A 26,423-nucleotide genomic window follows, 5' to 3' on the forward strand; every position below is an offset into this window, starting at 1 on the left:
CTCAAATCGAGTAGTCGGTGCCGGTGCTGGGCACCGCCGCGAGGGCGGCCTCTGCCTGCTCCCGAGTGGGCGGGCCGTCCATCCGGGCCACCACGACCCCGTCGCCGTCGAGCACCAGAGTCGTCGGCGTGCGCATGATGGACAGCTCGCGCGCGAGGTCGAGCCGCTCGGAGGCGTCGACCTCGATGTGAGCGACGTGACGGTGGCTGTCGGCGACCTCTCGCAGCAGTCGCGCGGTGCCGGGGCACTTGGCGCACATGGGGGTGGAGAACTGCACGAACGTGGCGCCGTAGCCGCGCTTCGCGCCGAGCGTCGCGGAGGACAGCGCGCCCTCTCGATGCACCTCGCGCACCCGGCCCTGCCTGCGCTGCCACCACCAGTATCCGGCGCTCGCGATCGCGAGCAGCGCGGCGATGACGAGGATCCGCTCGAGCACGTCTGTGGCCTTCTTCCTGGGGCTAACCGACGAGCAGGCGCCCGCCGAGGTACACCAGCACCCCGGCCACCAGAACGGGCGTGACGCCCGATGCTATTCCTGCCCACGGGTTGCGCGGCCGTGGCTCGCGTCGGTACAGCTCGGCCAGCAGCACCACGGAGGCGCCCGAGGCGACCCCCACCAGGATCCCGCCGTACCAGGGAATGGACTCGAACAGGTGTCCCATGCCGAACCCGGCGACCGCGCCCAGCACGAGGGCCAAGACGGTGTTGACGGTCGGGTGGTGAGTGAGGACGGAGGCGAGAGCGGCGACTGCGAGCGTCACGGCTCCGGTGACGACCAGGTCCTCCGCCCCGGGCGTGCGACTCGAGGCGATCCATGCGGCGCCGGAAGCCGCGACGGTGCCTCCCGAGGCGGTAGCGGCGACCGACGTGACGGCGCGGCCGGGTGCGGACGGGAAAGCCACCTCGGACAGCAGCGCGGCGATCACGATGGCGGCGACGGCCACGACCATGAAACGCAGGTAGGGCTCGTTGCGACCCAGGAGCACGGCGATGAGTGACGTCGTTCCCCCCAGCGCGATGATCGCCGTGCTCACCCAATGCCGCGACACGCGGGTCAACACGGGCCAACCGATGGCGAGCGCGAACATCACGCTCAGGGCACCAATCGCGAGGTAGCTCGCACCGAGGTACCCGGTGGCGGCGACCACCGAGGCGGCGACGGCTGTGATCGTCGCCCTGGTGGTCGGATTCATGGGCGTTAGTGTCTCACTGTTCGCGCCGCTACAGTAAAGGCCTCCGGAGGTGGCGATGGCAGACCTGCTCGTCCTGACCCCGTCTGAGGACGGGTCGGCTGATGTCCTGCCCGCGCTCGGACTGCTCTCGCACCGCATCCGCGTGCTCCCGCCCGAGCCTTCCGCGATGCTTGACGCGATGGATGCCGACGTGATCATCGTCGACGGCCGCCACGACCTCGCCGAGGCCCGCAACAACTGCCGGTTGGTGCAGGTCACCGGCATCTCGGTGCCGCTGCTGCTCGTCCTGCGGGACGGCGGCATGTCCATCGTGAACGCCGATTGGGGCGCCGATGACGTGGTGCTGACGGACGCGTCCCCACCCGAGGTGGAGGCGCGGATCCGGCTGATGGTGAGCCGCGCCAATCGTGAGGACCCTCTCGACAAGGCCGCCGAGTTCAGCTCCGGCGATCTCAATGTGGACGTCGGCGGCTACACCGCACGCCTCAAGGGCGTTCCCCTGGACCTCACCTACAAGGAGTTCGAGCTGCTCAAGTACCTGATGCAGCATCCTGGGCGCGTGTACACCCGCGACCAGTTGCTGCAGGAGGTGTGGGGCTTCGACTACTACGGCGGCACGCGCACGGTCGACGTCCACGTGAGGCGGCTGCGCGCCAAGCTCGGCCCCGAGCATGAGCACCTCATCGGCACGGTCCGCAACGTGGGCTACCGGTTCGATCCGCCGCAGCCGAAGGTGGCCGCGGCCGAGCCAGACGACAAGAAGGAAGGCGCCCGCTAGTCGGATGCGACGTTCGCCGCCGGTCCGCGCACAGGTGTGCCAGGGGCCGACGGACACAGCGCGGCGATCTCGCATGCGCCGCACTCCGGCTTGCGTGCCTTGCACCGCCGCCGGCCGTGAAAGATGATGCGGTGCGACCACAGCGTCCATTCGCGCCGTTCGATGAGGGCCATCAGGTCGCGTTCGACGGCGACGGGGTCCTCGTTCACCGTCAGTCCGAGGCGCCGCGCGAGCCGTCCCATGTGGGTGTCGACCGTGATGCCAGGAACTCCGAACGCATTGCCTAGCACCACGTTCGCGGTCTTGCGCCCGACCCCCCGCAGCGTGGTGAGGTCGTTCAGACGTCCAGGCACCTCGCCGTCGTACCTGTCGACGATGTCGCGGCTCAGCCCCAGCAGCGACTCGGCCTTCGCGCGGTAGAAACCGGTGGGACGGATCAGTGCCTCGAGCTCCGCGCGGTCGGCCAATGCGAGAGCGGCCGGGTCGCCGAAGCGCGCGAACAGCGCTGGGGTCACCTGGTTGACCCGCACGTCGGTGCACTGCGCGCTCAGTACCGTCGCGACCAGCAACTCGAACGGAGTCCGGTAGTCGAGTTCGCAGTGGGCATCGGGGTAGACCTCCGCCAGCGCGCGGTTGATCGTCCGTGCGCGCCTGGTGAGCGCCACAGGCGGCGCCGCTGCATCTGCGGCGGCCACGGTGACGGGGGTGCGGGAGGCCATGGATTCACACTAGGCGACCCTCAAGCGGTCGGTTGCGCGCGCCGATAATGATGCTGTCGGAGCGCACCAGCGCCCGCGCTGAGGCGATTCGGGAGGTGCGTGTGACCAACGGCGATGCCGACGCTCACGTCGCCCAGCTCAGGCAGAGGCGGCGCGAGATGCGGCGCGAGCTCGCGCGCGTGCGCTGGTGGCGACGGCTGGTGCGGGCGCGCACGGACCTGTCCGTCGCGAAGCTCGCGGATGTCGCGGAGCTCGAGACGCTCGGACTCGATGACGCATGGGAGGCCCTGGCTGCGGATGCCCCGACGCCCACCGAGCTGTCTGAGTCGATCTGGCCCGAGCCCTCGAATGCGACCCCTAGGAGCGTCGAGTCGCTGGCTGCCCTCGATGCCCGGCTACAGTCATACGAAGAACGTGTCAGCGAGAACTTGGAGACGGTGACGGCGCAGATGGTCAGAGCATTGGGCTACGTCCACGGCGCCCATGCGCACAGTCGCGGGGGCGCTCATGGTTGAGTCACCGCGCGAGGAGCAGTTGCTACGCAGCTCGCCGCTGTTCGGCGGCATGGACGGCGCGTCCGCACGCTCTCTCATCACGATGATGAACCGCCTCGAGCTCGTCAAGGGAGACGTCCTCTTCAACGAGGGCGACGATGGCCACGCGCTGTACGTGATCGTCAAGGGCAAGGTCAAGATGGCCCGCACTGCGCGTGACGGGCGCGAGAACCTGTTGGGCCTGCTGGGCGTGGGCGACATGCTGGGCGAGCTGTCGGTGTTCGATCCGGGGCCGCGGCTGTCGCGCGCGCACGCCGTCGAGGAGTCGGTCGTCTACGAACTGCCCAAGGAGGTGCTCGACGTCTGGCTCGATGATCATCTCGAGATGTCCCGCCACCTCATGCGCGCCCTCGCGCAGCGCATCCGCCGCATCTCCAACACCATGGCGGACCTGGTGTTCTCCGACGTGCCCGGCCGTGTCGCTAAGGCGATCCTGGACCTGGGTCACCGGTTCGGACGCATGGAGCGCGGCCACGTCACTGTGCGCCACGGACTCACGCAGGAGGAGCTGGCTCAGCTCGTCGGCGCGTCGCGAGAGACGGTCAACAAGGCTCTCGCAGATTTCGCTTCGCGCGGCTGGATCGACGTCCACATCGGATCGGTCGAGGTATTCGAGCCCGAACGGCTCCGCGCCCGCTCGCGCTGACACCGCTCCAGCGGGTTAGAGCGGCCGCAGCTCCGCGATGAGCTCGATCTCCACGGGAGCTCCGAGCGGCAGCGCCGCGACCCCCACCGCTGCGCGGGCATGTCTGCCCGGCTCCCCGAACACATCAGCGAGAATCCCGCTGGCGCCGTTGAGGACCGCCGGCTGACCGGTGAAGCCCGGCGCTGAAGCGACGAACCCCGTCATCTTCACGACGCCGAGCACGTCATCGATGCTGCCCGTCACGGACACGATGGCCGCGAGCGCGTTCAGGAGCGCCGCCCGCGCGCATTCGATCGCCCGCTCGGGTCCGACGTCCCCAGCTCGCTGCCCCACCACGCCGGTGGCGACAAGTTCGCCGTCCACAAGGGGGAGCTGACCGGAGGTGTACACGAGGTCCCCGAAACGGCGCGCCGGCATGTAGGTGCCGACGGGAGTGGCGACCTCGGGAAGCGTGAGCCCCAGTTCCGCCAATCGCGCCGATGCGGTCATGACTTGGGGCGCTTGAGGTAGGCCACCAGGCCACCCGTGGGCCCGGTGACGACCTGGACGAGTTCCCAGCCGTCCTCGCCCCACTGATCGAGGATCTGCTTGGTCACGTGGTCGATGAGCGGTACGGTCGCATATTCCCATGTCGTCATGGAACGAAGACTAACGCGCCTGCCTCGCAACGCTCCATGCAGCCCGCGCGTTGAGCACAGGATGCGTGTGCCTCGCACGCGGGACGTAAGGTTGGTGTATGGGTATCCTCTCCTCGAGTCGAGCGCGCCGTGACGGCCAAGTCACGATGGTCCAGTTGATGGCGGCGCTCCTCATGTTTGTGGCGTTCTCTGTGATCGGCGGTTTCCTGATCGCCGGCATCGCCCTTCCCGTGGCGACTGTCGCGGGCTCGGCTGCGAGCGGATCGGCGGAGCTCTTCGAGGAGCTGCCGGACGATCTCGCGAACCCGCGCCTGCCGCAGCAGTCCAACATCTACGCGCGCGATGGCGAGACGTTGCTCGCGACCTTCTACTCGCAGAACCGCGTGGTGGTACCGCTTGAGGAGATCTCTCCGTGGATGCAGAAGGCCGTCGTCGCGATCGAGGACAAGAGATTCTGGGAGCACAACGGGGTCGATGGCGAAGGCCTGGCGGCCGCCGCCTACCGCAACCTCACCACGCCTGAGAATCCCGGAGCCTCGACCCTCACCCAGCAGTTGGTGAAGAACACCCTCCTGCAGGCGGCTCTCAATGAAGACGACGAAGAGGCGCGCGAGATCGCGATGGCCGAGGCGACCGAGGTGTCGATGGCCCGCAAGATCCGGGAGTGGCGACTGGCGCTTGCGTTCGAGGAGAACCTCAACGCATCGCTCGGTACCGAATGCACTGACGACCCCGCGGTGGACTGCGGCAAGGAGGAGGTGCTCCAGCAGTACCTCAACATCGCGCAGTTCGGCAGCAACATCTACGGGGTCGAGACGGCTGCTCAGTACTACTTCTCCAAGACTGCCAAGGAACTGACTGCCATCGAAGCCGCGACGATCGCCGGCATCACGCAGAACCCGACCAGGCACGACCCCACTCGGGTCTTCCAGGGTGAGGACGGCCCGGTCGACAACTACGACAACGCCGAAGAGCGTCGCGACAACGTGCTCGGCGTCATGTGGGAGCAGGAGATGATCAGCGAGGCGGAGTTCCGGGAGTACACGGGCACGCCCATCGAGGACACCCTGAACGTCTCGCAGCCCAAGGTGTCGTGTGCCGCGGCCGAGGACGCGCCGTTCTTCTGCGACTACGTCACCAAGGTCATCAGGTTCGATGAGACGTTCAACTCGGACGGCGAGTCAGGTTTCGACCTGCTGCTCACCGGCGGGCTGAAGATCGTCACCACCCTCGACGTGAAGAAGCAGCGGATCGCGAACCAAGAGCTGCGCGAGACTCTCCCGATCGACGACCCTTCCGGTTTCGCGATGGCGATGGTCGCGTTGGATCCGGACAACGGACAGGTGCTGGCGATGGCGCAGAATCGCGAGTTCGATCCTGCGGCTGAGGCGGACAACTCCACATCCATCAACTACGCGGTGGACCGCCAGATGGGCGGCTCGCGCGGCTTCTCGCCGGGATCGACGTTCAAGCCGGTCATCCTCGCGGAATGGCTCAACACCGGGCACTCGCTCCGCCAGTTCGTGTCGGGCGCCAAGCGCGAATGGGAGGGCGACGACTGGACCGCCTCCTGTCTCGGCGACGGCCCGCTGTACTCGGGCACCTGGGAGCCGGGCAACGTCGGCGGCGAGGGAGCCGGACAGATGTCCGTGCTGCAGGCGACGGCGAACTCGGTCAACACTGCGTACGTGGCGATGGCGAGCCAGCTCGACCTATGCGACATCGGCACGATGGCCGAGCGCCTCGGCTACGAGCGTGCCGACGGCCAGCCCTACGAGCCGGTGCCGTCGTCGGTGCTCGGGTCCCAGAACGCCTCACCGCTGGCGATGGCCGAGGTGATACAGACGTTCGCGAACGAGGGAATCCATTGTGAGCCCGTCGCGATCCTGTCGATCACGCAGCCTGATGGCACAGAGGTCCCGGTCCCCCAGGAGGACTGCAACCAGGTCATCGACGCGGAGGTCGCGAACGGCGTGACCTATGCGATGCAGGAGGTCATGACGAACGGCTCCGGACAGTGGACGCAGCTCGACGGTCGGCCATCCGCAGGCAAGACCGGAACGTCGCAGGAGAACGCGCACACGTGGTTCGCCGGCTTCACTCCGCAGCTCGCGTCTGTGTTCTGGCTCGGCCACCCCGACCGTGACGTGCCGCAGCAGGACATGACGATCGGCGGACGGTACGAGGCGTACTTCTACGGTTCGACTCTTGCCGCCCCCACGTGGGAGCGGTTCATGGAGCGCTCCCTCGAGAACGCGGACGTGCTCGACTTCCCCGAGGTCTCGCGAGACATGCTGGACGGCGTTCCCGTGCCGGTGCCGGATCTCCGTGGTCGTTCCGAGAGCAACGCACGCTTTGTGTCGAACCAGGCGGGATTCATTTTCCGGGTCTCCGAGCAGCCGGTGTTCTCCACGAACGTCGCAGCAGGGAGCATTGCGGCGCAGTCGCCGCGGGCCGGGAGCACGATGACGCCGGGCGGCACCGTGACCGTGTACATCGCGACCGACTCCTACCCGAGCTGGTGGTACGACTGGCCCGACGGCTGGGATCGCAGCCAGGCCCCGGACGACTATTGGGGGTCGACGTGGCCACCTGCGGAGTTCGAATCGAACCCACCGAGTGGCTGGGAGCGTCAGTGCACCGGTGACGATGCCTTCAATGAGGACGCGAACGAGCCGTGCCCCGGCTTCGACGAGGACGGGGACCGGATCGATGAGAACGACGACAACAACGGCAACGGCAACGGCAACGGTCGCGGCAACGACGATGATGACGACTGAGTGATCTCGTGAATTCTTGGGTCAAGGCCGCGGGAGCGGTTGCGTCTGCTGGCGCGGGCGTCCTGGCGTGGAGTCTCGTCGAGGCGCGTTCATACGCGGTGAGGCAACTCACCGCTCAGGTGCTGGAGCCGGGTGCGCGGCCCATTCGTATCCTCCATCTGTCCGATCTACACCTGACCCCCAGTCAGACGCACAAGGTGGAGTGGGTGCGTTCGCTGGCCCGGTACCGCCCCGACCTGGTGGTCGACACGGGCGACAATCTGGCGCACGTCGACGCGGTGCCGACGGCCCTGCACGCTCTCGGGCCGCTGCTTGAGCTTCCCGGCGTGTTCGTCCATGGTTCGAATGACTACTACGCGCCCCGGCCCAAGAATCCGCTGACGTACCTCAAGCGGCCCACCGAGTTGCACGACAGCCCGACGAGGCTCGACACGGACTCGCTCACCGCCGGGTTCACCAGCGCCGGGTGGCTCGACCTCAACAACGCGCGCGCCTCGCTGGAGATCGGCGGCCAGCGAGTGACGTTCGTGGGCCTCGACGACCCGCACCTGGGCCTCGACGCGCTGCCGGGCACGACCGGCGATGCGGACTCCTTGCGCATCGGCGTCACGCATGCTCCCTACACCCGCACTCTTGATGCGCTGCGCAGTGACGGCGCCGCCGTCATCCTCGCGGGACACACTCACGGCGGCCAGGTGTGCGTGCCAGGTTACGGCGCGCTGGTCACCAACTGCGATCTCGACACCTCGCGCGCGAGCGGGCTGCACGGCTGGCCGGGCCCGCGGCCCGATGCGCCCGGTGGCTCCGAGAGCGTGTGGCTGCATGTATCGGCGGGCGTCGGCACGTCTCCGTACGCACCGGTGCGCCTGGCGTGCCGGCCCGAGGTCACGATGCTCACGCTGATGCCGCGCGAGGCATAGGGCCAGTTAGGTCGCGGGCCAGTCCATCAGGTATCCTGACACGGCTCTAAATCGGGGTGTGGCGCAGCTTGGTAGCGCGCGTCGTTCGGGACGACGAGGTCGCAGGTTCAAATCCTGTCACCCCGACCAAACACAGCGAAGCCCCTCCTTCGGGAGGGGCTTCGCTGTCCCCGTAGTGCTGCGGTCCCGACCCCCACCCTGTCCGGCACTCATTGTCGCCTGTGGGGCGCATCGGCCCCCTGTCCGGCACTGGTGGACGGGCCTGTGCCGGACAGGGAGCCGTGAGCCGCTAGAAGCGACAACCAGTGCCGGACAGCGTGGCTGCTACTTGTTCTTGGCCACCGAGGAGACGCACTGGCCCTGGTTCTTGAAGCCGAAGTCCTCCCATCCACCCTTCTTGCAGTCCGCCTTGCTCTGCGGCTCGAGAACGACGACCGGAGACACCGTGAGGTCGTAGTCGATGCCCGTGGCCTGCGTCGCCGAGGCGAGCCCGTCCCAGCCGGCGGTCCCTCCCGCGATGAACTCGTGGCCGCCGTTGACGGCATCGTTGGTGATCGATCCGTAGCTGTCGGTCAGGAGCGGCAGGTCATCGATCTGAAGGGTCAGGCAGCCCTCCGACGTTGCGACATCAGTTGGGTCTGTGGCGCACGTGGCGGGATCCGCCTCAGAGTCGATGCGGAAGGTGACGTCGAGCACGCGGTCAGTGCCGGTGAGGTCGATGGTGTGGAAGGTCTGCACGTACTCGCCGCCAGTGTCGCGACCGTCGCTCAACCCCACCGTGGCCTGGTCTGCGGTCGCCATGTTGAGGTAGATGTACGAGCCCTCGTTGTGACCCCGCTCGTCCGCTGCAAGCGTCGCGGTGTCGAACAGGCCGATGAGCCCGAAGTCGTCTTCAGCGGCGTCGACCAGGTCGAGCGTTCCATCGAAGGTGACGACGCCCGCATCGGCGGGGGTGGTGATGGACGTGGCGCCCCACTGGTAACCGTGGCTGTACCCGCTCGGAGCGGGGTTGCCCACCTGACGCATCCAGCGACGGGGAATGCCGGTCTCTGCTGCGGGATCGACGATCTCGGAGACCGTGCCCGCGAACTGGTCGGAGTCGACGGAGGTGGCGCCGATCGGTGCGGCGGACACTGGCGATCCGGTGATGGCGACGAGAATGCTCGCGCTGGCGAGAATGCCGGCAAGTGCGGACTTCTTCATGTGGTGCTCCTTTGATGATCGAGTCATCGGAGCCGGTTTCGCCCACTCGCTCAACAGCCGGAACTGGGCGACCAAGGTCTATCCCGCTGCGTCATTGCTTCTCCGTTGCGTGCGCTCGACAGTAGCAGTGCGGGTAGCTTGCGGGTCAAGAGCGTCATCCGACACTGAGCGCCCACCAGGACGCTAAGGCGGGGATTGGGGATTGCGGGTTCAGTAGGCGGCGGTGGCGGCCCGGTACTGCTCGCGGATCACCGGCCGATGATCGGGTGCGGGCGTCGCGACCGTCCGCACCTCCCACGCGGGACGGGTGCCGGTCAGCGCCCATGCCGCCTGCACGGCCGCGCCCAGCGCGACGTACTCCGCGGGCTCGGGAATCTCGACCGGCACGTCGAAGACCTGAGCGGCTATTGCCTGGACCGCGGGGTTCTGAGCCGCACCGCCGACGAGCAGCAGTCGCTTGGGATCGAGGCCCTGGGCGCGCACGGCATCGAGGCCGTCCGCCAGCGCGCACAGCATGCCCTCGACCGATGCGCGGGCAAGGTTCTCGCGCGTCGTGGCGGCGAGCGTGAGGCCGCTCAGGGTCGCGGTCGCATCGGGCAGGTTGGGTGTGCGCTCGCCCTCGAAGTACGGCACGAGGACGGCGCCGCCGGCGCCGGGCTCCGCCGCGAGGGCGAGGTCGCCGAGTTCGTCGTGGTCGACGCCGAGCACGCGCGCGATCGCGTCCAGGACCCGGGCGGCATTGAGGGTGGCGACCAGTGGCAGGAACTCTCCCGAGGCGTCGGCGAAACCGGCCACCGAGCCCGACTCGTCGCGAGCGGGCACCGGCGTGACGGCGAACACGGTGCCGGAGGTGCCGATCGACACGACGGCGTCGCCCTCACCTGCCCCCAGGCCGAGCGCCGAACCGGCGTTGTCTCCCGCACCCGGGCCGACGACCGCATCGGCCGTCGTGGAGTATCCGGCGACGCCGGTGCCGGCGGAGTCGCCGGGTCCGAGCACGCGCGGAAGGATTGCGTCGTGCCCGAGAGCGGCGACCAGCAGCTCGCGGTCGTACTCACCGGTGGTGGGGCTCCAGTAGCCCGTGCCCGAGGCGTCGGAGCGGTCGGTCGTGAGTTCGTCCAGATCCGGACCATGGGGACTCTCGTCCGCCGGCCCGTAGCCGCGCAGGCGCCAGGTCAGCCAGTCGTGAGGCAAGGCGACGGCGGCGACGCGTTCCGCGTTCTCGGGCTCGGTATCGCGCAGCCAGCGCAGCTTGGTCGACGTGAAGGAGGCGACCGGCACCAGCCCAGTGCGGTCAGCCAGCGCACCGGCGCCGAACTCGGAGATCAGATCCGCTGCAGCGCCCGCCGAACGGGTGTCGTTCCACAGCAGGGCATCGCGGATCACACGGCCCTCGGCGTCGAGGGCGACCATCCCGTGCTGCTGTCCGCCCACGGAGACCGCGGCGACATCGTCGAGGCCGTCCGCCTCGTCCAGTGCCGAGCGCAGAGCGTCCCACCACGCTGCGGGGGGAACCTCGGTGCCGTCGGGATGCGACGCGCGGCCGGACCGGACCACGTCCCCGGTGTCCAGGTCGCGCACGACGACCTTGCAGCTCTGGGTGGATGAGTCGATACCGGCAACGAGCGTCATCGCGCGTCCTTTCGTCGTGGTCGAGACAAAGTCATGGTGGAGAAAAACGGTGCGCCCGCCCCCGCCAGGCGAGGCGTGGGAGCGGGCGCACCTATCTAGCCGTGTGGCGTCAGCGAGCGCCCATCAGGTGCTCGGAGGCGAGCTGCTGCAGGCGAACGAAGCCGAAGCCCTTGCCGCCGAAGTACTCGTCGGGCTTGAAGTCCTCGTAGGCCGAGCGGTCCGCGAGCAGGTCGTCGTACGACTCGCCCTCGCCCATGGTGGTCTGACCGAGCTCGTAGACGCGAGCCTCGGTGAGGGCCTCCTGGACCTCGGGGTCCGCACGGAACGCTGCGGCGCGCTCCTTGAGCAGCAGGTACATCGACATGTTCGCGCGCACCGACTCCCACACACCGTTGATGTCCTCGGTGCGTGACGGCTTGTAGTCGAAGTGACGGGGGCCGTCGTACGTCGGTCCGCCGTTGGGGCCGCCGTGCTCGAGCAGGTCGACGAGAGAGAAGGCGTTGTGCAGGTCGCCGTGGCCGAAGACCAGGTCCTGGTCGTACTTGATGCCGCGCTGTCCGTTGAGATCGATGTGGAACAGCTTGCCGTGGTACAGCGCCTGGGCGATGCCGGCCGTGAAGTTCAGGCCCGCCATCTGCTCGTGTCCGGTCTCGGGGTTCAGGCCCACGAGCTCAGGACGCTCGAGCGAGTTGATGAAGGCCAGCGCGTGTCCGAGCGTGGGCAGCAGGATGTCGCCGCGGGGCTCGTTGGGCTTGGGCTCGATCGCGAACTTGATGTTGTAGCCCTTGTCGGTGACATAGTCACCGAGCACGTTCACGGCCTCGCGGTAGCGCTCGAGCGCGGCGCCCACGTCCTTGGCGGAGTCGTACTCGGCGCCTTCACGGCCGCCCCACATCACGAACGTGGTGGCGCCCAGCTCTGCGGCGAGGTCGATGTTGCGCAACACCTTGCGCATCGCGAAGCGACGGACGCCCCGGTCGTTCGACGTGAAGCCGCCGTCCTTGAACACGGGGTGCGAGAACAGGTTGGTGGTGACCATCTCGACCACGAGGCCGGTGTCGTCGCACGCGCCCTTGAGGTCGTCGATCGCCTTCTGGCGGTCGGCGTCAGAGGAGCCGAAGGGGAAAACGTCGTCGTCGTGGAAGGTAATGCCCCATGCGCCCGCTTCCGCGAGACCATGAATGGCCTCCACGGTGTCGAGGCGAGGGCGGGTGGCGGGACCGAAGGGGTCCTGTGCTTCCCAGCCGAGGGTCCAGAGGCCAAACGAGAACTTGTCCTCGCGTGTGGGGGTGGGGGCCATTGTCATGCTCCGATCATCGATCATCGTCGATCTGTTAGGTTGTTGACTACAACTTAATGGCCCGCGTAGAGTCTGTCAAAATGTTAACGATGCCATAAACTCTCGATCGGACAAGGAGGCTCGGGCCATGACTGAAGCGCACCCTCCACGTCCCCTCGCGGCCGGCCGTGGCAGCCGCAATGAGTCGACTCGACGTCATAATCTCTCGACCCTACTCTCGTTGGTTCACCATCGCCGCTCGGCCTCGCGCGCGGAGCTCACGCGGCTCACCGGCCTCAACAGATCCACCATTGGTGCGCTGGTCTCCGAACTGGTGATCGCAGGGCTCGTCGAGGAGACGGCTCCCGCGACCGGCACCATCGGGCGGCCTAGCCCGATCATCCGTCCCGACTCCCGCGTCACGGTCATCGCCGTGAACCCCGACGTCGACGCGATCCTCGTCGGACTCATCGGCCTGGGTGGGGCGGTGCAGGGGCGGCGGCGGATCGCACTCGACGGCGTTCCCTCTGTGGCGGCGACCATCGCGCACGTGCGCACCGCTGTCGAGTCGCTGACCGCCGAGGCCTCCGCGGACCTGCACGTCGTCGGGGCCGGCATCGCGGTCCCCGGCCTGGTGCGGCCTCTCGAGGGTGTGGTCGCGCGCGCTCCGCACCTGCTGTGGAGAGAAGAGCCCATCGCCGCCATGTTCGAGTCCGCGTTCGGCGTGCCGGCTGCCGTCGACAACGATGCGAATGCGGCCTTGACGGCGGAGACGCTGTTCGGCGCTGGCCGCGACCACTCGCACATCGTCTACCTCAACGGCTCGACCTCCGGAATCGGCGGTGGCGTGCTCGTGGCGGGAGCGGTGCTGCGGGGCGCTGACGGCTTTGCTGGGGAGCTCGGGCACACGCTCGTGACGCCCGGCGGCGAACTGTGCCACTGCGGCCGCTCGGGCTGCCTTGAGACGGAGGTCAACCTGCAGCGCCTCGAAGTGGCGGCAGGATCGGTGACGTTGGACCATGGCGACCTCGACACCGCGCTCGCCGGCGACCTGTCCGTGGAGCTCAGCGCGGAGATCGACCGCCAGGTGGACGTGCTCGCGCGTGCCATCGCCTCGTTCGTCTCCGTCTTCAACCCGGAGTCCGTCGTCCTCGGTGGCTTCTTGGGCACGCTGTACGCGCTGCGGACGGAACGGCTGGAGGCCGCGGTCTCCGCATATGCCTTCTCGCCCCTGGCGGACGCCCTGCGAATCGAGCGCGCGGCTTTGCGCGACGAGCTGATCCTGGTGGGGGCCGCCGAGCTGGCGTTCGCCCCGCTGCTGGTGGATCCCCTGCGAGAGCATCACGCGGTCGGCGAGCGACACGCTCTCGGATAGACCACCCGCACCTGGGACGATGCTTGGCTAGCCGAACCCCCGCATCGGCGGCTCATCTGGCACGCTGAAGGCATGATCACCCCGACGACGAGGGCGACGGTGCCATGCTGACGGTCCTTGCGGCGTTGCCCGTCGCCGCCATTCTGATCCTGATGGTGGGCGCCAAGTGGTCCGCCTCGCTCGCCGGTGCGACTGCCGCCTTCGGCGCGATCATCCTGGCGCTGACCGCCTTCGAGTTCGGCGTGGATGACGTGTTCAGTCCGGCCGAGGGAGTAGCGGGCGTGCTCGCACGCGCGGCCTGGGTCGCGTTCACCGTGATGCTCATCATCGGGCCCGCTCTCGGCATCCACCACCTGCAGCAGCGCACGGGCGCGACTGCCGCGCTCGAGGCGGGGCTGGCGCGCATCACCCCTGATCCGCGCGTCGCCGCCCTGCTGATCGTGTGGTTCTTCTGCTTGCTGATCGAGGGCGCAGCCGGCTTCGGCACTCCGGTGGCGCTCGCCGCACCGTTCCTCGTGGCAGCAGGCTTCAAGCCCGTGACCGCGGTGGTGGCCGCCATGGTGGGCCACGCATCGGCCGTGCCGTTCGCTGCTGTCGGGACACCCACGCTCGCTCAGCTTGCGATCGTCGACTACAGCGCACGCGACCTCTCGTGGGCGGTGGCGCCGTACATGGCGGTCGCCGGGCTCGTTCTCGCCTTCGTCGTCGCGCGGCTCGTGGGCACGCTGGTGCCCACCGCCGGCCCGCCGTGGAAGTGGATGGCCGTCGCCTACGCGGCATTCTTCGTGCCGAACCTGCTCATCGCACGATTCGTCGGGCCGGAGCTTCCCTCCCTCGTCGGTGCCATCGGCGGGGCGGTGTTGTTCATCCTTGCGGTCCGCTGGGCCGTGAAGCGACGCATCGATGCAGCTCCGACGGGTTCAGCAACACCGCTCGACGACGAGGAAATCGCCGCCGAGGAGCAAGTGCGAGAGAGCGCAGAGGAGGTCATCGAGCGCTCGGAGGAGGTGCGCTCGGCCGATGCGGGGCCGGACTTGTCCGTGGGCGCGCAAGATTCGTCCGCACCGTCGGTGCGCCACGAGCCCCACATGGCCGTGCTCACCGCGACTGCTCCCTATCTGGTGCTGGTCGCCTTGGTGCTGATCACCCGGTTGGTCCCGGCGGTCCGTGAGGCCACCCAGTCGTGGGAAGTTCGCTGGGAGTTGTTCGGGCACTTCTCGGAGGGCATTCAGCCGCTGTACCACCCTGGACTGCTGCTCGCGCTGGCGTTTCTGGCCGGCGCAATGTGGCAGCGTGCCACACCCCGTGATGTGGGGCTCGCCTTCGAGAGAGCCACTTATCAGGTGATCCCGGTGTTCGTTGCCTTGGTGGCGATGGTCACGGTGGCGTTCACGATGTCCGAATCCGGCATGACGACCCAGCTCGCGGTCGGCGCCGCGGGTGCCGGGGCCGCGTGGCCGCTGCTGTCCCCGTTCGTGGGAGCGCTGGGGACATTCATGACCGGTTCGGCGACCGCATCGAACATCCTGTTCACCGAGTTCCAGGACCAGACCGCGTTGTCCGCTGATCTCGATCCGGTTCCGCTGATGGGCGCTCAGGGCGCGGGAGCGGCGATCGGCAATCTCATCTGTCCCCATAACGTGGTCGCCGCAGCCGCCACGGTGGGCCTGTCGGGTCGCGAGGGTGAGGTGCTGAGGAAGGCGCTGCCCATCGCGGCCGTGTGCCTAGTGGTCATCGGCGTGATGGCGTGGCTCATCGTCTAGCCCACGCCTGTCCGGCACTCATTGTCGGTTTGGGCTAGTCATGGCGTGCTGTCCGGCAGTCACTGACGCCGGGTGCCGGACAGGGCGCCGGCAGGCGTCAGAAGCGACAATGAGTGCCGGACAGCAGGCTGGAGCGGACCGATGCGGTCGCTGGGCTAGGACTTGGCAGCGGTCCGGCGCGCGGCGAGCAGCTCCGCGATCTGCACCGCGTTGAGCGCCGCGCCCTTGCGCAAGTTGTCACCCACGATGAACAGCGCGAGCCCGCGGCCCCCGTCCACGCCCTCGTCACGGCGGATGCGCCCCACATAGGTGGGATCCGCGCCGGCCGCCTTGAGCGGCGTGGGCACCTCGTCGACTACCACGCCGGGCGCGGTGTTGAGGACCTCGTAGGCTCGCTCGGGCGACAGGGGAGAGGCGAACTCGGCGTTCACGGACAGCGAGTGGCCGGAGTACACCGGCACGCGCACGCAGGTTCCGCTCACGCGCAGCTCGGGCAGGCCAAGGATCTTGCGCGACTCCTCGACGAGCTTGCGCTCCTCGACGGTCTCGTTGGAGCCGTCGTCGAGCAGACCGCCCGCGAGCGGAATCACGTTGAAGGCGATCGGCTCGGTGTACACCGAAGGGGCGGGGAAGTCCACGGAGCGGCCATCCCTGGCCAGCGCATCGGCCGAACCCGCGACTGCGCGTGCCTGCGAGCCGAGCTCTTCCACGCCCGCCACACCTGAGCCGGAAACGGCCTGGTAGGTGGAGACCACCAGGCGCGTGAGCCCGGCCTCGGCGTGCAGGGCCTTCAGGGTGGGCATCGCGGCCATAGTGGTGCAGTTGGGGTTCGCGACGATCCCCTTCGGGATGTCATCCAGCGCCTCGGGGTTCACCTCGGAGACCACGAGCGGGACGTCGGGGTCCATGCGCCATGCGGAGGAGTTGTCGACGACCACGGCGCCAGCTGCCGCGAACTTCGGCGCGTACTCCTTCGAGGGTCCGCCGCCTGCGGAAAAAATCGCGATGTCGATGCCGGCGTAGTCACCCGAGGCGATGTCTTCGACCGTGATGTCCTTGCCGAGGTGATCGAGCACCTTCCCTGCCGAACGCGAGGAGGCAAAAAGTCGCACGCTCGCGTCGGGGAAGCGCTCGGCGACGAGCTCGCGCATGACGGTGCCCACCTGCCCGGTGGCACCCACGATGGCAATGGTCAGGGTCATCGTCCGCTCCCTCCGTAGACCACGGCTTCGCCGTCGGTCGAGTCCAACTCAAATGCGGTGTGGACGGCGCGCACCGCGTCGTCCAGGTTCTCCGACCGGGTCACCACCGAGATGCGGATGTCCGAGGTCGAGATCATCTCGATGTTGACGCCCGCGTCGCGCAGCGCGGCGAAGAACTTGGCGCTGACGCCCGAGTTGGAGCGCATGCCAGCGCCGACGAGGGAGATCTTGCCGATGGTGTCGTCCGTCCGCAGCTCGGCGTAGCCGATAGCGTCGCGGTCCGCCTCGATGGCGTTCGTCGCCCGAGGGATCGACTCGGCGGGCAGCGTGAAGGAGATGTCGGTGACGCCGGTGACGATCGCGGACACGTTCTGGACGATCATGTCGATGTTGACGTCGGCGCGCGCGACGGCCTCGAACAGCCGCGCGGCGGAGCCGGGGACGTCGGGGACGCCGATGACCGTGATCTTGGCCTCGGAGCGGTCGTGAGCGACGCCTGCGATGATCGGGTCTTCCATATCGTCTCCTTCTTCAGTGTCCCCCGTCACCCAGGTGCCTTCAAGGCCTGAGAAGGACGAGCGCACATGGATCGGCACGTCGAATCGCCGCGCGTACTCGACGCAGCGCGGCATGAGCACCTTGGCGCCCGAGGCCGCCAGGTCCAGCATCTCGTCGTACGAGACGCGGCTGAGCTTGCGGGCGGACGGCACGATGCGGGGGTCGGCTGAGAACACCCCGTCGACGTCCGTGTAGATCTCGCACACGTCGGCCCCGAGTGCGGCGGCGAGTGCCACGGCGGTGGTGTCGGAGCCTCCTCGGCCGAGGGTGGTCACGTCCTGGGTGTCCGGGTGCAGCCCCTGGAAGCCCGCCACGATCGCCACGTCGCCGTCGTCGACCGCCTTCTGCAGGCGGCCGGGAGCGACGTCGATGATGCGCGCGCGGCCGTGGTGCTCGGTGGTGATGACGCCCGCCTGCGGCCCGGTGAATGCCTGGGCGCCCACGCCTAGCTCCCGGATTGCCATCGCGAGCAGCGCCATCGAGATGCGCTCGCCCGCGGTGAGCAGGATGTCCATCTCGCGCGGCGCGGGGTCGCTGGCGACGGCGTTCGCGAGATCGATCAGGTCATCGGTGGTGTCACCCATGGCGCTCACGGCGACGACCACGTCGTTGCCCGCGCGGCGAGTCTCGACGATGCGCCGCGCGACGCGCTTGAGCGCGTCTGCGTCAGTGACGGAGGATCCTCCGTACTTCTGCACGACGAGAGGCATGCGGGAACTCCAGGAGTGTCAGGGGTGGCATGCCCGTCGCCGGGCACGGGGCATCATTCTAGTGAAGCGCCGCGCATTCGCCTATTCCGGCGCACCCTTGCCGACACTACGAACCATCTGATCGCGACACGCGGAGGCAGACCGGCCCGTTGCGGCCTCCAACAGCCCGTTCGCCGCGCATGTGGCTCGCACTGTCGGGTAGGGGCAGGGGCAGCATGCCCGATGCGCGGGCTGGGCGCGCGATTAGCATGAGCGGGTGCGCCTCACCCATGACCAGAATGACCCGGTAGTGACCACCGATGGCGGACGCCTGCGAGGTCGCTGGCGCTCCCACACGGACGCGCACGGGGTGTCTGGCAGTTATGCCACGTTCAGAGGCGTCCCGTTTGCCGCCCCGCCGGTGGGAGCCCTGCGCTTCGCGGCACCCGCCCCGGCGTCAGGCTGGGATGGGCTGCGCGACGCCGGTCCCTACGGCCCCACGCCGCAACGCGAGTCCCCGTACGACCCTCCGCGCATCCCCGAGCCCTCGATACCGGGCGACGACGTGCTGTCAGTCAACGTCGCGACGCCCGATCCTTCGCCGGCCGCCGGTCTTCCGGTGCTGGTGTGGATTCACGGCGGCGGCTTCGTGGGCGGCTCCCCGGCCAGCCCCTGGTACGTGGGGGAGTCCTTCGCGCGCGACGGGGTCGTCACCGCGACGTTGTCGTACCGACTGGGGTTCGAGGGCTTCGGGTGGATGGAGGATGCCGTGCACAACCGTGGCGTGCTCGACTGGCTCGCCGGCCTCGCATGGATCCAGCGCAACATCGCAGCGTTCGGCGGTGACCCGAGCCGCGTCACGATCGCGGGTCAAAGCGCCGGAGGAGCGGCGGTGATGCGCCTACTCACCTTGCCCGCCGCTCAGCACCTCTTCGCTCGCGCCATGGCGATCTCTCCGGCGGACGCCTCCGTGAGTGCCGACCACGCCCGCAGGGCCGCCGGCGCGGTGGCTGGGGCGCTCGGGGTGGCACCGGACACGGCGGGCATGAGTGGGGTCGACGAGCTCACCATCTTCCGAGCGCTCGGCGCGGCTCAGCGCGATCCTGGCGACCCGATCACGGGTCTGCTCACCCGCTCGGCGGAGCCGCTCCCCTTCGCCCCGGTCGTCGATGGCGACCTCGTTCCTCACACGGTCACCGACGGGATCCTCGCGGGCGTTGGCGCGGACAGGCCTTTGTTGATCGGGTCGACTGCCCACGAGTTCAATGAGGCACTCGCCGGAGCGGCCGCGGCCAGGCCGGGGGCGGACGCGTTCGAGCTGCTACGCGAAGCCGGCGCCGGGGACGACCTGGCCGCGGCGATGGCGGCCCGGGAACCCGAGCGCGGGCCCGACTGGGCCATCGGCCAGGTCCTCACGGACGCGATCTTCCGTGCGCCGACGGCGGGGTGGGCGTCGCTGCGCGGCGATGGGCCCACGTGGGCGTACGACTTTCGCTGGGAGTCGCGTTCGGACGCGGCCCAAGGTGCCGCGCACTGCGTCGACGTGCCGTTCGGTTTCGACATCTTGGGCGCCGAGGGTGTGCGGGATGCGGTGGGCGAGGATCCTCCGCAGGCGCTCGCGGACGCGGTGCACGGGGACTGGCTGGCGCTGGTTCGCGACGGCACCGTCGACGCCCCACGTCATGCGCTTGACCATGCGACGATCGTGTATGGCGCTGACGGCCGCCGGCGCACGAGCGCGGCTTACGGGGTCGAGCGCCGGGTGTGGTCCGAAGGGCTCGGCCGCCCGCTTCCGGCCTGAGCCGCGTCAGGAGGAGGCGCTCTCCACCCACCGCTCGAGGTGAGCGGCCTCGCGCTCGAGCGGGGACGTGTCGCCGAGCGCATGGGCGAGCGCCGCGCCTCCTTCGACAGTGGCGAGCAGGTGCATCGCACGGGCGTGTGCCGCGTCGCCGGTGAACCCCAGCTCCTCGAAGCGTGCGGTCAGCCAGTCGAGGGTCTCTCGGTGCGCCCGGTCGCTGCCCGTGCCAGCTGCTGCGGTGGCCAGCAGCGTGCCGTGGGCACGGATCGCGTCCGCGTCCGCGACGTAGGCGGACAGGAACGCGACGAGCGCATCCGCCGGGTCGGCTCCGAGGTCGCTGCGGGCCGCGGCGAGCCGGTCAGCGATGCCGTCCGCCACAGCCTGCGCCACGTCGATCTTGGTCTTGAAGTAGTAGTAGACCGATCCCTGCGCCACACCGGCGCGCGACGCGATCGCGGCCAAGGTGGCCTCAGCCAGGCCGGTGGTGCGGGCGAGATCGATGGCGGCGTCGGTCAGACGCTCGCGCTTGTCGGATGCGGGACGTGGCATCACATGCTCCTCAACGTAGTCAGTAAGTCGACTATAGAGCTCTTATGCGACGCGCGCGCGCCTTCGACACGCCCAGAAGATCAGGGTCGTCCCTCATAGGAGCGGCGGCGCTGCTCTGTCACACTCAAGCGAGATGGCACAGGGCGTGGTTGCGCGCCCGCACCGACCATATGAAGGAGTGCGATGACCATCACTGAGGAGGCGCCTCCGGTCACGGAGGCGATCATGGCGCGGGGAGTAGCCCGCTCGTTCGGCGCCGTGCGCGCTGTGGAGGACGCGACACTGCTGGTGCCGCGGGGCAAGGTGACCGCGCTCATCGGCCCCAACGGTTCCGGCAAGACCACGCTCATGCTCATGCTGGCCGGACTGCTGCGTCCCCACGAAGGCGACATCCGCGTCGCTGGTTCGGACCCGCGCACCGACGCCGCCGCAGTGCGGGCCGCGATCGGCTGGATGCCCGATCAGCTGGGGTCCTGGGACAACCTCACGTGTCTCCAGACGCTCACGCTGATGGGCGAGGCCTACCGGATCCCGCGGGCCACGGCCCGCGACCGTGGCCGCGCCCTGCTGGACCAGGTGCACCTGAGCGAGTTCGCGGACCGCCCCGCGCGTGTGCTCTCACGCGGCCAGAAGCAGCGGCTGTCGCTGGCGCGCGCGCTGGTTCACGACCCGCAGGTGCTGCTGCTGGACGAGCCTGCGAACGGACTCGACCCCCGATCCCGTGTCGAGCTGCGGGTTCTGGTGCGCCAGTTCGCGGCGGAGGGGCGGGCCGTCCTTGTCTCGAGCCACGTGCTGGCCGAGCTCGACGAGATGGTCGACGAAGCCGTGTTCATGTCGAAGGGACGCACGCTGGGCGAGCAGGCCGACGCCATGGTGGCGGACGCGCGGCTCAAGTACCGGATCGACGCCATCGACCCGGCGGTGCTGCAGGCCGCGCTGGCCGCGGGAGGTGTGGACTTCGAACCCACCGAGACGGGCGCGATCACGCGCATCGCGGACGCGCGGAATGCGGCCCAGGCTCTCGACTGGCTGGTCCGGCAGGGCGTCGAGGTCCACCGGTTCGGTCCGGTGGGCTCCGCGCTCGAACAGACGTACATGGCGATGAACGAGGAGCGGCGATGAGCACCGACACCCCTCCCCAGGCCCCGCCGCCCGTCAGCAACGCCGTGCCAGTCTCTCCGCCAGCGCGGCGTGGCAACCCCTGGGCGCCCACGCCCCGGGGCGTGGGACTCGTGGCGCGCATCGAGCTCCGCCGGCGCCGCCCCACCGCCAAGGGCTACGTGTTCTACGGCATCCTCTTCGCCATCGTGATCGCGATCTGCGTCGCGGCGGCGATCTTCGCGCCGCAGGAGCTGTCGTCCGTCAACTTCGAGATCGTGCTGGTCATGGTGCTGGGTGTGGGGATGCTGATCGCGCCCTCGCTCTCGGCGACCTCGATCAACGGCGACTCCGGCGAAGGCGTGCTCGCTCCACTTCAGATGTCGCACCTGACGGCCGGGGACCTCGCGGTCGGCAAGCTGCTCTCGTCCTGGCTCGTCTCCGTCGCGGCCCTGCTCGCTCTCTCCCCGTTCCTGATCTACACGTTCCTGAGCTCGGGATGGCACGCGCCCGAGGCGCTGCTGACGGTGGGAGCGATCTTGCTCGTGGTCCTGACGTTCACGGCGGTCGGCCTGGCGTGGTCGTCGATCGCCGCCCGGGCCGTCGCCTCGGTGGCGCTTGCACACCTGACCACGGGCTTCTTCGTCATCGGCACGCTGATCGCCTTCGGCATCGCGGGCATCCTCGTCACCGAGGAGTCGTCCGCGCGCGAGCGGTACATCGACTGGGGGAACCTCACGCCAGAGGCCTCGGAGGCTCTCGACGACGCCTATATGTCCGGCGACTTCTCGACGCTGGATGCGGACGATTACGTCTGTGTCGAGTCCGAGTGGGCGAACACGATCACGCACACCGACAGGATCGCGTGGATCCTGCTCCTGAACCCCGCAGTCATGATCTCGGAGACGGCCCCTATCGTCGATCCGGAGACCTGGGCGCAGGACGGCCGGGCGGCTTCCGGCATCTTCGCGACCATCCACGCGCTCATCTCGGAGGCCAGGCTTGGCCCCGAGGGAGGTATTGATGACATCCCCGCCTACGACGAGTGCGCCGATCTGGAGGCCATGATCGCCGGCAGTTCGGGCACCGTCGCCGAAGACATGACGCAGGAGGAGATGGACGCGATGAACGCGCAGAGTGAGACGCAGTGGGAGGAGCGTCAGCAGCGAGCGGCGAACCTCACGCCGGCGCCGTGGATCGGCCTGGGCGTCCAGCTGCTGCTGCTGGTCGGTTCCATGTGGATCGTCATCCGTCGCCTGCGTGTGCCCTACAAGAAGCTGCGCACCGGCACCCGGGTGGCGTAGCCGGCGACCGCGTCGGCCGTCCTGTCCTCACGGGCCGGGCGGCCGATGCGACCGTCGGGTGACCGTGCAGCTCACGTGACGCGGCGGCGCCCTTCGAACGCGCGGCCCAGCGTGACCTCGTCGGCGTACTCGAGGTCGCCGCCCACGGGCAGCCCGGATGCGAGACGCGAGACGCCGACCCCCATCGGCACCAACATGCGTGTCAAGTAGGTGGCGGTCGCCTCGCCCTCGATGTTGGGGTCGGTCGCAATGATGACCTCTTCAATCGCGCCGTCGCCCAGGCGTGTCAGCAGTTGGCGGATGCGCAGGTCGTCCGGCCCGACCCCGTTCATGGGATCGATGGCGCCGCCGAGCACGTGATACCGCCCGCGGTACTCACGGGTACGTTCGATCGCCACCACGTCTTTGGGCTCCTCGACCACGCACAGGACGTCCTCGACACGGCGTGGGTCGGCGCAGATGCGGCACTGCTCAGACTCGGCCACGTTTCCGCAGGTGTCGCAGAATCGCACGCGCTCCTTGACCGTCGTGATCGCCTCCGCCAGGCGCTGCACGTCCGTCGCGTCGGTCGCGAGGATGTGGAAGGCGATGCGCTGAGCGCTCTTAGGGCCGATTCCGGGGAGATGCCCGAGCTCGTCGATCAGATCTTGAACTGCGCCGTCATACATGGGCTCAAGAGTACGGCCGATGCGGTGGCCAGGGATGCGTGGGCGCGCCCCCGCGCAGTCGGGTTGTCAGGAGCCAGTTGGCCGAGGAACAGCGCGGGGGTTGCGCTTGTAGGCCGAGACCGTGGGGTCACCGGCGATCCAGAACCTCCACGGCAGGTCCGGCGCCAGCCGCACGCCTACGCGCGGACCCCGTGCGACGCCTCCCGCTTCGACCGCGCGACCGGGCTCGAGCCTGAGCGGCGAGCCGCCCAGCACGTCGGCCGCGCTGAGTGAGATGTCGATGCCAAGTGCCTGTGCCAGGCAGGCCGGCCCGCGAGCCAGGTTGCGGTCGGTGACCTTGAGCCCGCGGCGCTCCCGGGCGAGCGCCGTGCCAGCCACTACGGCGCCGGCGCGCAACAGCACGCCGCTGCCCTCCCCCGCCGTCCCGGTCACGATATTCGCGCACCAGTGCATGCCGTACGACAGGTACACGTACAGGTGGCCAGCCTCCCCGAACATGACCCGGTTGCGCTCCGTGGGGCCGCGATGCGAGTGCGAGGCGGGATCGATCGCGCCGGAGTATGCCTCGACCTCCGTGATCTCGATGGTCACCGCACCGTCGGCGGTGTCGTGGGTGAGGCGAGCGCCCAGCAGTGCAGGCGCGACTTCGTGCGCGGGGCGCGCCAGGTCGGATCGCTGCATCGGACAGAAAGCGGCGGGTCGCCTACTCCTTGATCACTGTGCCGCCAAGCATCTGCTTGACGACGTCGGCACCCGTCAGCTGAGAGTCGGGCGCGGCCTCGTCGTCGGGGGAGATCTGCTCGTCGTGCTCGTCCCACGGCGGCGGCTCCTCCGCGGGCGGCGTCGTGGCCGACGGGACGCTGGGGTTCCGGGCCGTGCTGGCCCCTGCGGGGCGCGCGTCGCTGTCAGCGGGTGCCGAGGCCACGGCAACTGGGGATGCGGAGTGAGCGGAAGCGGCCGGTGCGCCGGCAGGCGATGCGGGCACGGAGTTTGCGCTCAGGTCTGTGATGGCCTCGATTCGCACGTGCAGCCCCAGTGTCTCGCGAATGGCGAGCGCGACGTTCTCTGCGTGAGTGCTGCCAGCGAACCGGCCGGCGAGTGCGGGGTTGTCGAATGCGAGCGTCAGCACCCCGGCCTCGACCGAGGTGACCTGTGCGCTCTGGCTGACCATCGACCAGGTGACGCGACGCCGCTCGAGCGTTCCCAGCACCTCGGGCCAGCGCCTGCGCACCAGCTCGGTGTCCTCGGCGCCGCCTGCGACGCCTCCTGTCGGCCCGCCCGCCGGCTCCGGTGCGGCCGATGCAGTGGCAGGGGCGGGCGATTCATCGGCCGCCTCGGGTTCCGCGGGGACGGGCGGGGGGCCGCCCTGTGCGCTTGGCGCGGACGGGACCTCGGTTGCGGGTTCAGCATCCTGGCGGGGCGCCGACGCTGTCGGGGACGCCGACCGTTGTGGCGGCGCGACCTCCTCGGGCGGCGCAACCTCGTCTGAGGGCGCAGGGTCGTTCGATGGTGCAGGGTCGTTCGATGGTGCAGGGTCGTTCGATGGCGCAGGCTCGTTCGACGGCGCAGTGTCGTTCGACGGGGGAGCGCCCTCGGGGGGCGCGGAAGCCGCAGGTGCTGCCGCACGCGAAGTCGGAGCGGCCGCGTCGGGCACGGTCCTTGCTGGGTCGGGCTGTTCGCGGACCGCGGCGACGGCAGCGCGAGCCGTCCCAGCATCGGGCCCAGGCGTGCCCGTCGCCGCAGGCGCGGTCACCGCGCCGTGAGCGGCGATGAGGCGCGCGCACAGCAGTTCGAGGTGCAGGCGCGGCGAGGTGGCACCGATCATGTGCGTGAGCGCCTCGTTCACGAGATCCCCGGCCTGCGAGCCGCGCGCCAGCCCGAGTCGCCGCGCCTGGTCCTTCATGCGCTCGAGCTGGTCGGAGGGGACCTCGCCCAGCGACTTCACTCCGTCTGAACCGGCGGCACACAGCAGGATCAGATCGCGCAGACGCTCGAGCAGGTCCTCGACGAACCGGCGCGGCTCGTGGCCGGTGCCGATCACTCGGTCGACGACATCGAACAGCGAGGCACCGTCGCCGGCGGCGATCGCGTCCACGGCATCGTCGAGCAGCGTCGCGTCGGTGAAGCCCAGGAGTGCGATGGCCCGTTCGTACGTGACGCCCTCTGGCCCCGAGCCAGCCATGAGCTGATCCAGTACCGAGAGCGAATCGCGCACGGAGCCCCCGCCAGCGCGCACCACGAGCGGCAGCACGCCGGACTCGACCTGGACGTCCTCTGCCACGCACAGCTCGCCCAGATAGTCGGTGAGCACGGCGGGTGGGACGAGCCGGAACGGGTAGTGATGCGTACGAGAGCGGATGGTGCCGATGACCTTGTCGGGCTCGGTGGTGGCGAACACGAACCGCACGTGGGGCGGCGGCTCCTCGACCAGCTTGAGCAGGGCGTTGAAGCCCTGCGTGGTGACCATGTGGGCCTCGTCGAGGATGAAGATCTTGTAGCGGTCCCGGGCGGGTGCGAACGCGGCGCGCTCACGCAGCTCGCGGGCGTCGTCCACGCCGTTGTGAGAGGCGGCGTCGATCTCCACGACGTCGACGGATCCGGCGCCGCCGCGGGCCAGCCCCACGCAGGAGTCGCACGTGCCGCAGGGGGTGTCCGTCGGCCCCTGCTCGCAGTTCAGGCAGCGGGCGAGAATGCGTGCGGAGGTGGTCTTGCCGCACCCGCGCGGGCCGGAGAACAGGTAGGCGTGGTTGACCTTGTCCGCCCGCAGGGCCTGCATGAGCGGAGTGGTGACGTGCTCCTGACCCACGACGTCGGCGAAGGAGTCGGGGCGATAGCGGCGATACAGGGCTGTGCTCACCCCACGCACTCTAGTGGCGTGCGGTGACACGTGCATCGGCCCTCCATCGCCGGACCGCTGGGCGGCCCAGGCATGAAAGGACCCCCCACGCACCCGACAGAGCCCGCCTGCCCTTGCTGCATTCCTGCCCTGGGGGAGTTCAGCGAGATGACGCCACGTGAGGGGTCGCAAATAGTCTAGCCGCAGACGCGATTTAGGTGGACCGGCGATGCTCGGGTAC

The 26,423-nt window shown here is 69.1% G+C and carries 24 protein-coding genes, 1 tRNA gene and 1 other RNA gene; 11 read left to right on the top strand and 15 right to left on the bottom strand.

Annotated features, from left to right (window positions below):
* Window position 1 precedes the first annotated feature (1 nt).
* A complete protein-coding gene (locus ACNI3K_RS03330; protein WP_419390435.1) occupies window positions 2–436 on the bottom strand; it encodes a TlpA family protein disulfide reductase in 435 nt (144 codons plus the stop codon).
* A gap of 22 nt (window positions 437–458) precedes the next feature.
* Window positions 459–1,193: a hypothetical protein gene (locus ACNI3K_RS03335; protein ID WP_419390436.1), complete on the bottom strand. Its 735-nt coding sequence runs from the start codon at window positions 1,191–1,193 to the stop codon at window positions 459–461.
* 55 nt (window positions 1,194–1,248) lie between these two features.
* Here ACNI3K_RS03335 and ACNI3K_RS03340 point away from each other — a divergent pair, with 55 nt between their 5' ends.
* Complete coding sequence (locus ACNI3K_RS03340; RefSeq protein ID WP_419390437.1) at window positions 1,249–1,971, top strand: winged helix family transcriptional regulator; 723 nt, start codon at window positions 1,249–1,251, stop codon at window positions 1,969–1,971.
* Here ACNI3K_RS03340 and nth read toward each other — a convergent pair.
* Window positions 1,968–2,690, bottom strand: coding sequence for an endonuclease III (gene nth, locus ACNI3K_RS03345; protein ID WP_419390438.1), 723 nt, complete (start codon window positions 2,688–2,690; stop codon window positions 1,968–1,970). The genes ACNI3K_RS03340 and nth overlap by 4 nt on opposite strands.
* Window positions 2,691–2,791: 101 nt before the next feature.
* Between nth and ACNI3K_RS03350 the strand changes: the two genes are divergently transcribed.
* Window positions 2,792–3,205: a hypothetical protein gene (locus tag ACNI3K_RS03350; protein ID WP_419390439.1), complete on the top strand. Its 414-nt coding sequence runs from the start codon at window positions 2,792–2,794 to the stop codon at window positions 3,203–3,205.
* A complete protein-coding gene (locus ACNI3K_RS03355) occupies window positions 3,198–3,890 on the top strand; it encodes a Crp/Fnr family transcriptional regulator (RefSeq protein WP_419390440.1) in 693 nt (230 codons plus the stop codon). The genes ACNI3K_RS03350 and ACNI3K_RS03355 overlap by 8 nt, the downstream gene beginning before the upstream one ends.
* Window positions 3,891–3,905: 15 nt before the next feature.
* Here the strand turns inward: ACNI3K_RS03355 and ACNI3K_RS03360 are convergent, their stop codons facing one another.
* Together ACNI3K_RS03360 and sp36 are read right to left on the bottom strand one after the other, a co-directional pair.
* Window positions 3,906–4,379 carry a RidA family protein gene (locus ACNI3K_RS03360; RefSeq protein ID WP_419390441.1) on the bottom strand — a complete coding sequence of 158 codons (474 nt, stop codon included), beginning with the start codon at window positions 4,377–4,379 and terminating at the stop codon, window positions 3,906–3,908.
* The gene (sp36, locus tag ACNI3K_RS03365; RefSeq protein WP_419390442.1) at window positions 4,376–4,528 is read right to left on the bottom strand and encodes a Sp36 family protein; all 153 of its coding nucleotides are present in this window, start codon (window positions 4,526–4,528) and stop codon (window positions 4,376–4,378) included. The genes ACNI3K_RS03360 and sp36 overlap by 4 nt, the downstream gene beginning before the upstream one ends.
* Window positions 4,529–4,626: 98 nt before the next feature.
* Between sp36 and ACNI3K_RS03370 the strand changes: the two genes are divergently transcribed.
* The 3 genes from ACNI3K_RS03370 to ACNI3K_RS03380 all read left to right on the top strand — a co-directional run bounded on the left by ACNI3K_RS03370 (window position 4,627) and on the right by ACNI3K_RS03380 (window position 8,357).
* Window positions 4,627–7,308 (top strand): penicillin-binding protein, encoded by a 2,682-nt coding sequence (locus ACNI3K_RS03370; protein ID WP_419390443.1) that lies wholly within the window; start codon window positions 4,627–4,629, stop codon window positions 7,306–7,308.
* An 8-nt stretch (window positions 7,309–7,316) separates the two neighbouring features.
* The gene (locus ACNI3K_RS03375) at window positions 7,317–8,228 is read left to right on the top strand and encodes a metallophosphoesterase (RefSeq protein WP_419390444.1); all 912 of its coding nucleotides are present in this window, start codon (window positions 7,317–7,319) and stop codon (window positions 8,226–8,228) included.
* A 52-nt stretch (window positions 8,229–8,280) separates the two neighbouring features.
* A tRNA-Pro gene (locus ACNI3K_RS03380) sits at window positions 8,281–8,357 on the top strand.
* A 195-nt stretch (window positions 8,358–8,552) separates the two neighbouring features.
* Here the strand turns inward: ACNI3K_RS03380 and ACNI3K_RS03385 are convergent.
* The 3 genes from ACNI3K_RS03385 to xylA all read right to left on the bottom strand — a co-directional run bounded on the left by ACNI3K_RS03385 (window position 8,553) and on the right by xylA (window position 12,363).
* Complete coding sequence (locus ACNI3K_RS03385) at window positions 8,553–9,431, bottom strand: hypothetical protein (protein WP_419390445.1); 879 nt, start codon at window positions 9,429–9,431, stop codon at window positions 8,553–8,555.
* A 210-nt stretch (window positions 9,432–9,641) separates the two neighbouring features.
* Window positions 9,642–11,063: a xylulokinase gene (xylB, locus tag ACNI3K_RS03390; protein WP_419390446.1), complete on the bottom strand. Its 1,422-nt coding sequence runs from the start codon at window positions 11,061–11,063 to the stop codon at window positions 9,642–9,644.
* Window positions 11,064–11,172: 109 nt separating this feature from the next.
* Window positions 11,173–12,363, bottom strand: coding sequence for a xylose isomerase (gene xylA, locus ACNI3K_RS03395; protein WP_419391095.1), 1,191 nt, complete (start codon window positions 12,361–12,363; stop codon window positions 11,173–11,175).
* Window positions 12,364–12,583: 220 nt separating this feature from the next.
* On the opposite strand from xylA, the gene ACNI3K_RS03400 reads away from it, so the two are divergent.
* Both ACNI3K_RS03400 and ACNI3K_RS03405 read left to right on the top strand, forming a co-directional pair.
* Complete coding sequence (locus tag ACNI3K_RS03400; RefSeq protein ID WP_419390447.1) at window positions 12,584–13,717, top strand: ROK family protein; 1,134 nt, start codon at window positions 12,584–12,586, stop codon at window positions 13,715–13,717.
* 104 nt (window positions 13,718–13,821) lie between these two features.
* Window positions 13,822–15,480 carry an L-lactate permease gene (locus ACNI3K_RS03405; RefSeq protein WP_419390448.1) on the top strand — a complete coding sequence of 553 codons (1,659 nt, stop codon included), beginning with the start codon at window positions 13,822–13,824 and terminating at the stop codon, window positions 15,478–15,480.
* A gap of 155 nt (window positions 15,481–15,635) precedes the next feature.
* Here ACNI3K_RS03405 and ACNI3K_RS03410 read toward each other — a convergent pair whose 3' ends face one another.
* Entirely contained in the window at window positions 15,636–16,682 is a 1,047-nt protein-coding gene (locus ACNI3K_RS03410) for an aspartate-semialdehyde dehydrogenase (RefSeq protein WP_419390449.1), read from the bottom strand.
* Window positions 16,679–17,950, bottom strand: a complete 1,272-nt coding sequence (locus ACNI3K_RS03415) for an aspartate kinase (protein WP_419390450.1) — start codon at window positions 17,948–17,950, stop codon at window positions 16,679–16,681. Before ACNI3K_RS03415 ends, ACNI3K_RS03410 begins: the two co-directional genes overlap by 4 nt.
* Window positions 17,951–18,206: 256 nt before the next feature.
* Between ACNI3K_RS03415 and ACNI3K_RS03420 the strand changes: the two genes are divergently transcribed.
* The gene (locus tag ACNI3K_RS03420) at window positions 18,207–19,730 is read left to right on the top strand and encodes a carboxylesterase/lipase family protein (protein ID WP_419390451.1); all 1,524 of its coding nucleotides are present in this window, start codon (window positions 18,207–18,209) and stop codon (window positions 19,728–19,730) included.
* A gap of 6 nt (window positions 19,731–19,736) precedes the next feature.
* Here ACNI3K_RS03420 and ACNI3K_RS03425 read toward each other — a convergent pair whose 3' ends face one another.
* Complete coding sequence (locus tag ACNI3K_RS03425) at window positions 19,737–20,276, bottom strand: TetR/AcrR family transcriptional regulator (protein ID WP_419390452.1); 540 nt, start codon at window positions 20,274–20,276, stop codon at window positions 19,737–19,739.
* 183 nt (window positions 20,277–20,459) lie between these two features.
* On the opposite strand from ACNI3K_RS03425, the gene ACNI3K_RS03430 reads away from it, so the two are divergent.
* Together ACNI3K_RS03430 and ACNI3K_RS03435 are read left to right on the top strand one after the other, a co-directional pair.
* Window positions 20,460–21,398: an ABC transporter ATP-binding protein gene (locus tag ACNI3K_RS03430; RefSeq protein ID WP_419390453.1), complete on the top strand. Its 939-nt coding sequence runs from the start codon at window positions 20,460–20,462 to the stop codon at window positions 21,396–21,398.
* Window positions 21,395–22,678, top strand: coding sequence for an ABC transporter permease (locus tag ACNI3K_RS03435; protein WP_419390454.1), 1,284 nt, complete (start codon window positions 21,395–21,397; stop codon window positions 22,676–22,678). The genes ACNI3K_RS03430 and ACNI3K_RS03435 overlap by 4 nt, the downstream gene beginning before the upstream one ends.
* Before the next feature lie 71 nt (window positions 22,679–22,749).
* Here the strand turns inward: ACNI3K_RS03435 and recR are convergent, their stop codons facing one another.
* From recR to ffs, 4 genes are all read right to left on the bottom strand, one after another.
* Window positions 22,750–23,346 carry a recombination mediator RecR gene (gene recR / locus ACNI3K_RS03440; protein ID WP_419390455.1) on the bottom strand — a complete coding sequence of 199 codons (597 nt, stop codon included), beginning with the start codon at window positions 23,344–23,346 and terminating at the stop codon, window positions 22,750–22,752.
* A gap of 66 nt (window positions 23,347–23,412) precedes the next feature.
* Complete coding sequence (locus ACNI3K_RS03445) at window positions 23,413–24,027, bottom strand: DNA-3-methyladenine glycosylase (RefSeq protein ID WP_419390456.1); 615 nt, start codon at window positions 24,025–24,027, stop codon at window positions 23,413–23,415.
* A gap of 22 nt (window positions 24,028–24,049) precedes the next feature.
* A complete protein-coding gene (locus ACNI3K_RS03450; RefSeq protein ID WP_419390457.1) occupies window positions 24,050–26,239 on the bottom strand; it encodes a DNA polymerase III subunit gamma and tau in 2,190 nt (729 codons plus the stop codon).
* A gap of 37 nt (window positions 26,240–26,276) precedes the next feature.
* Window positions 26,277–26,373, bottom strand: an RNA gene (gene ffs, locus ACNI3K_RS03455) — signal recognition particle sRNA small type.
* Between the last annotated feature and the right edge of the window lie 50 nt (window positions 26,374–26,423).

The organism is Demequina ureilytica (assembly GCF_048553575.1).
In the GTDB taxonomy this organism is placed as follows: Bacteria; Actinomycetota; Actinomycetes; order Actinomycetales; family Demequinaceae; genus Demequina.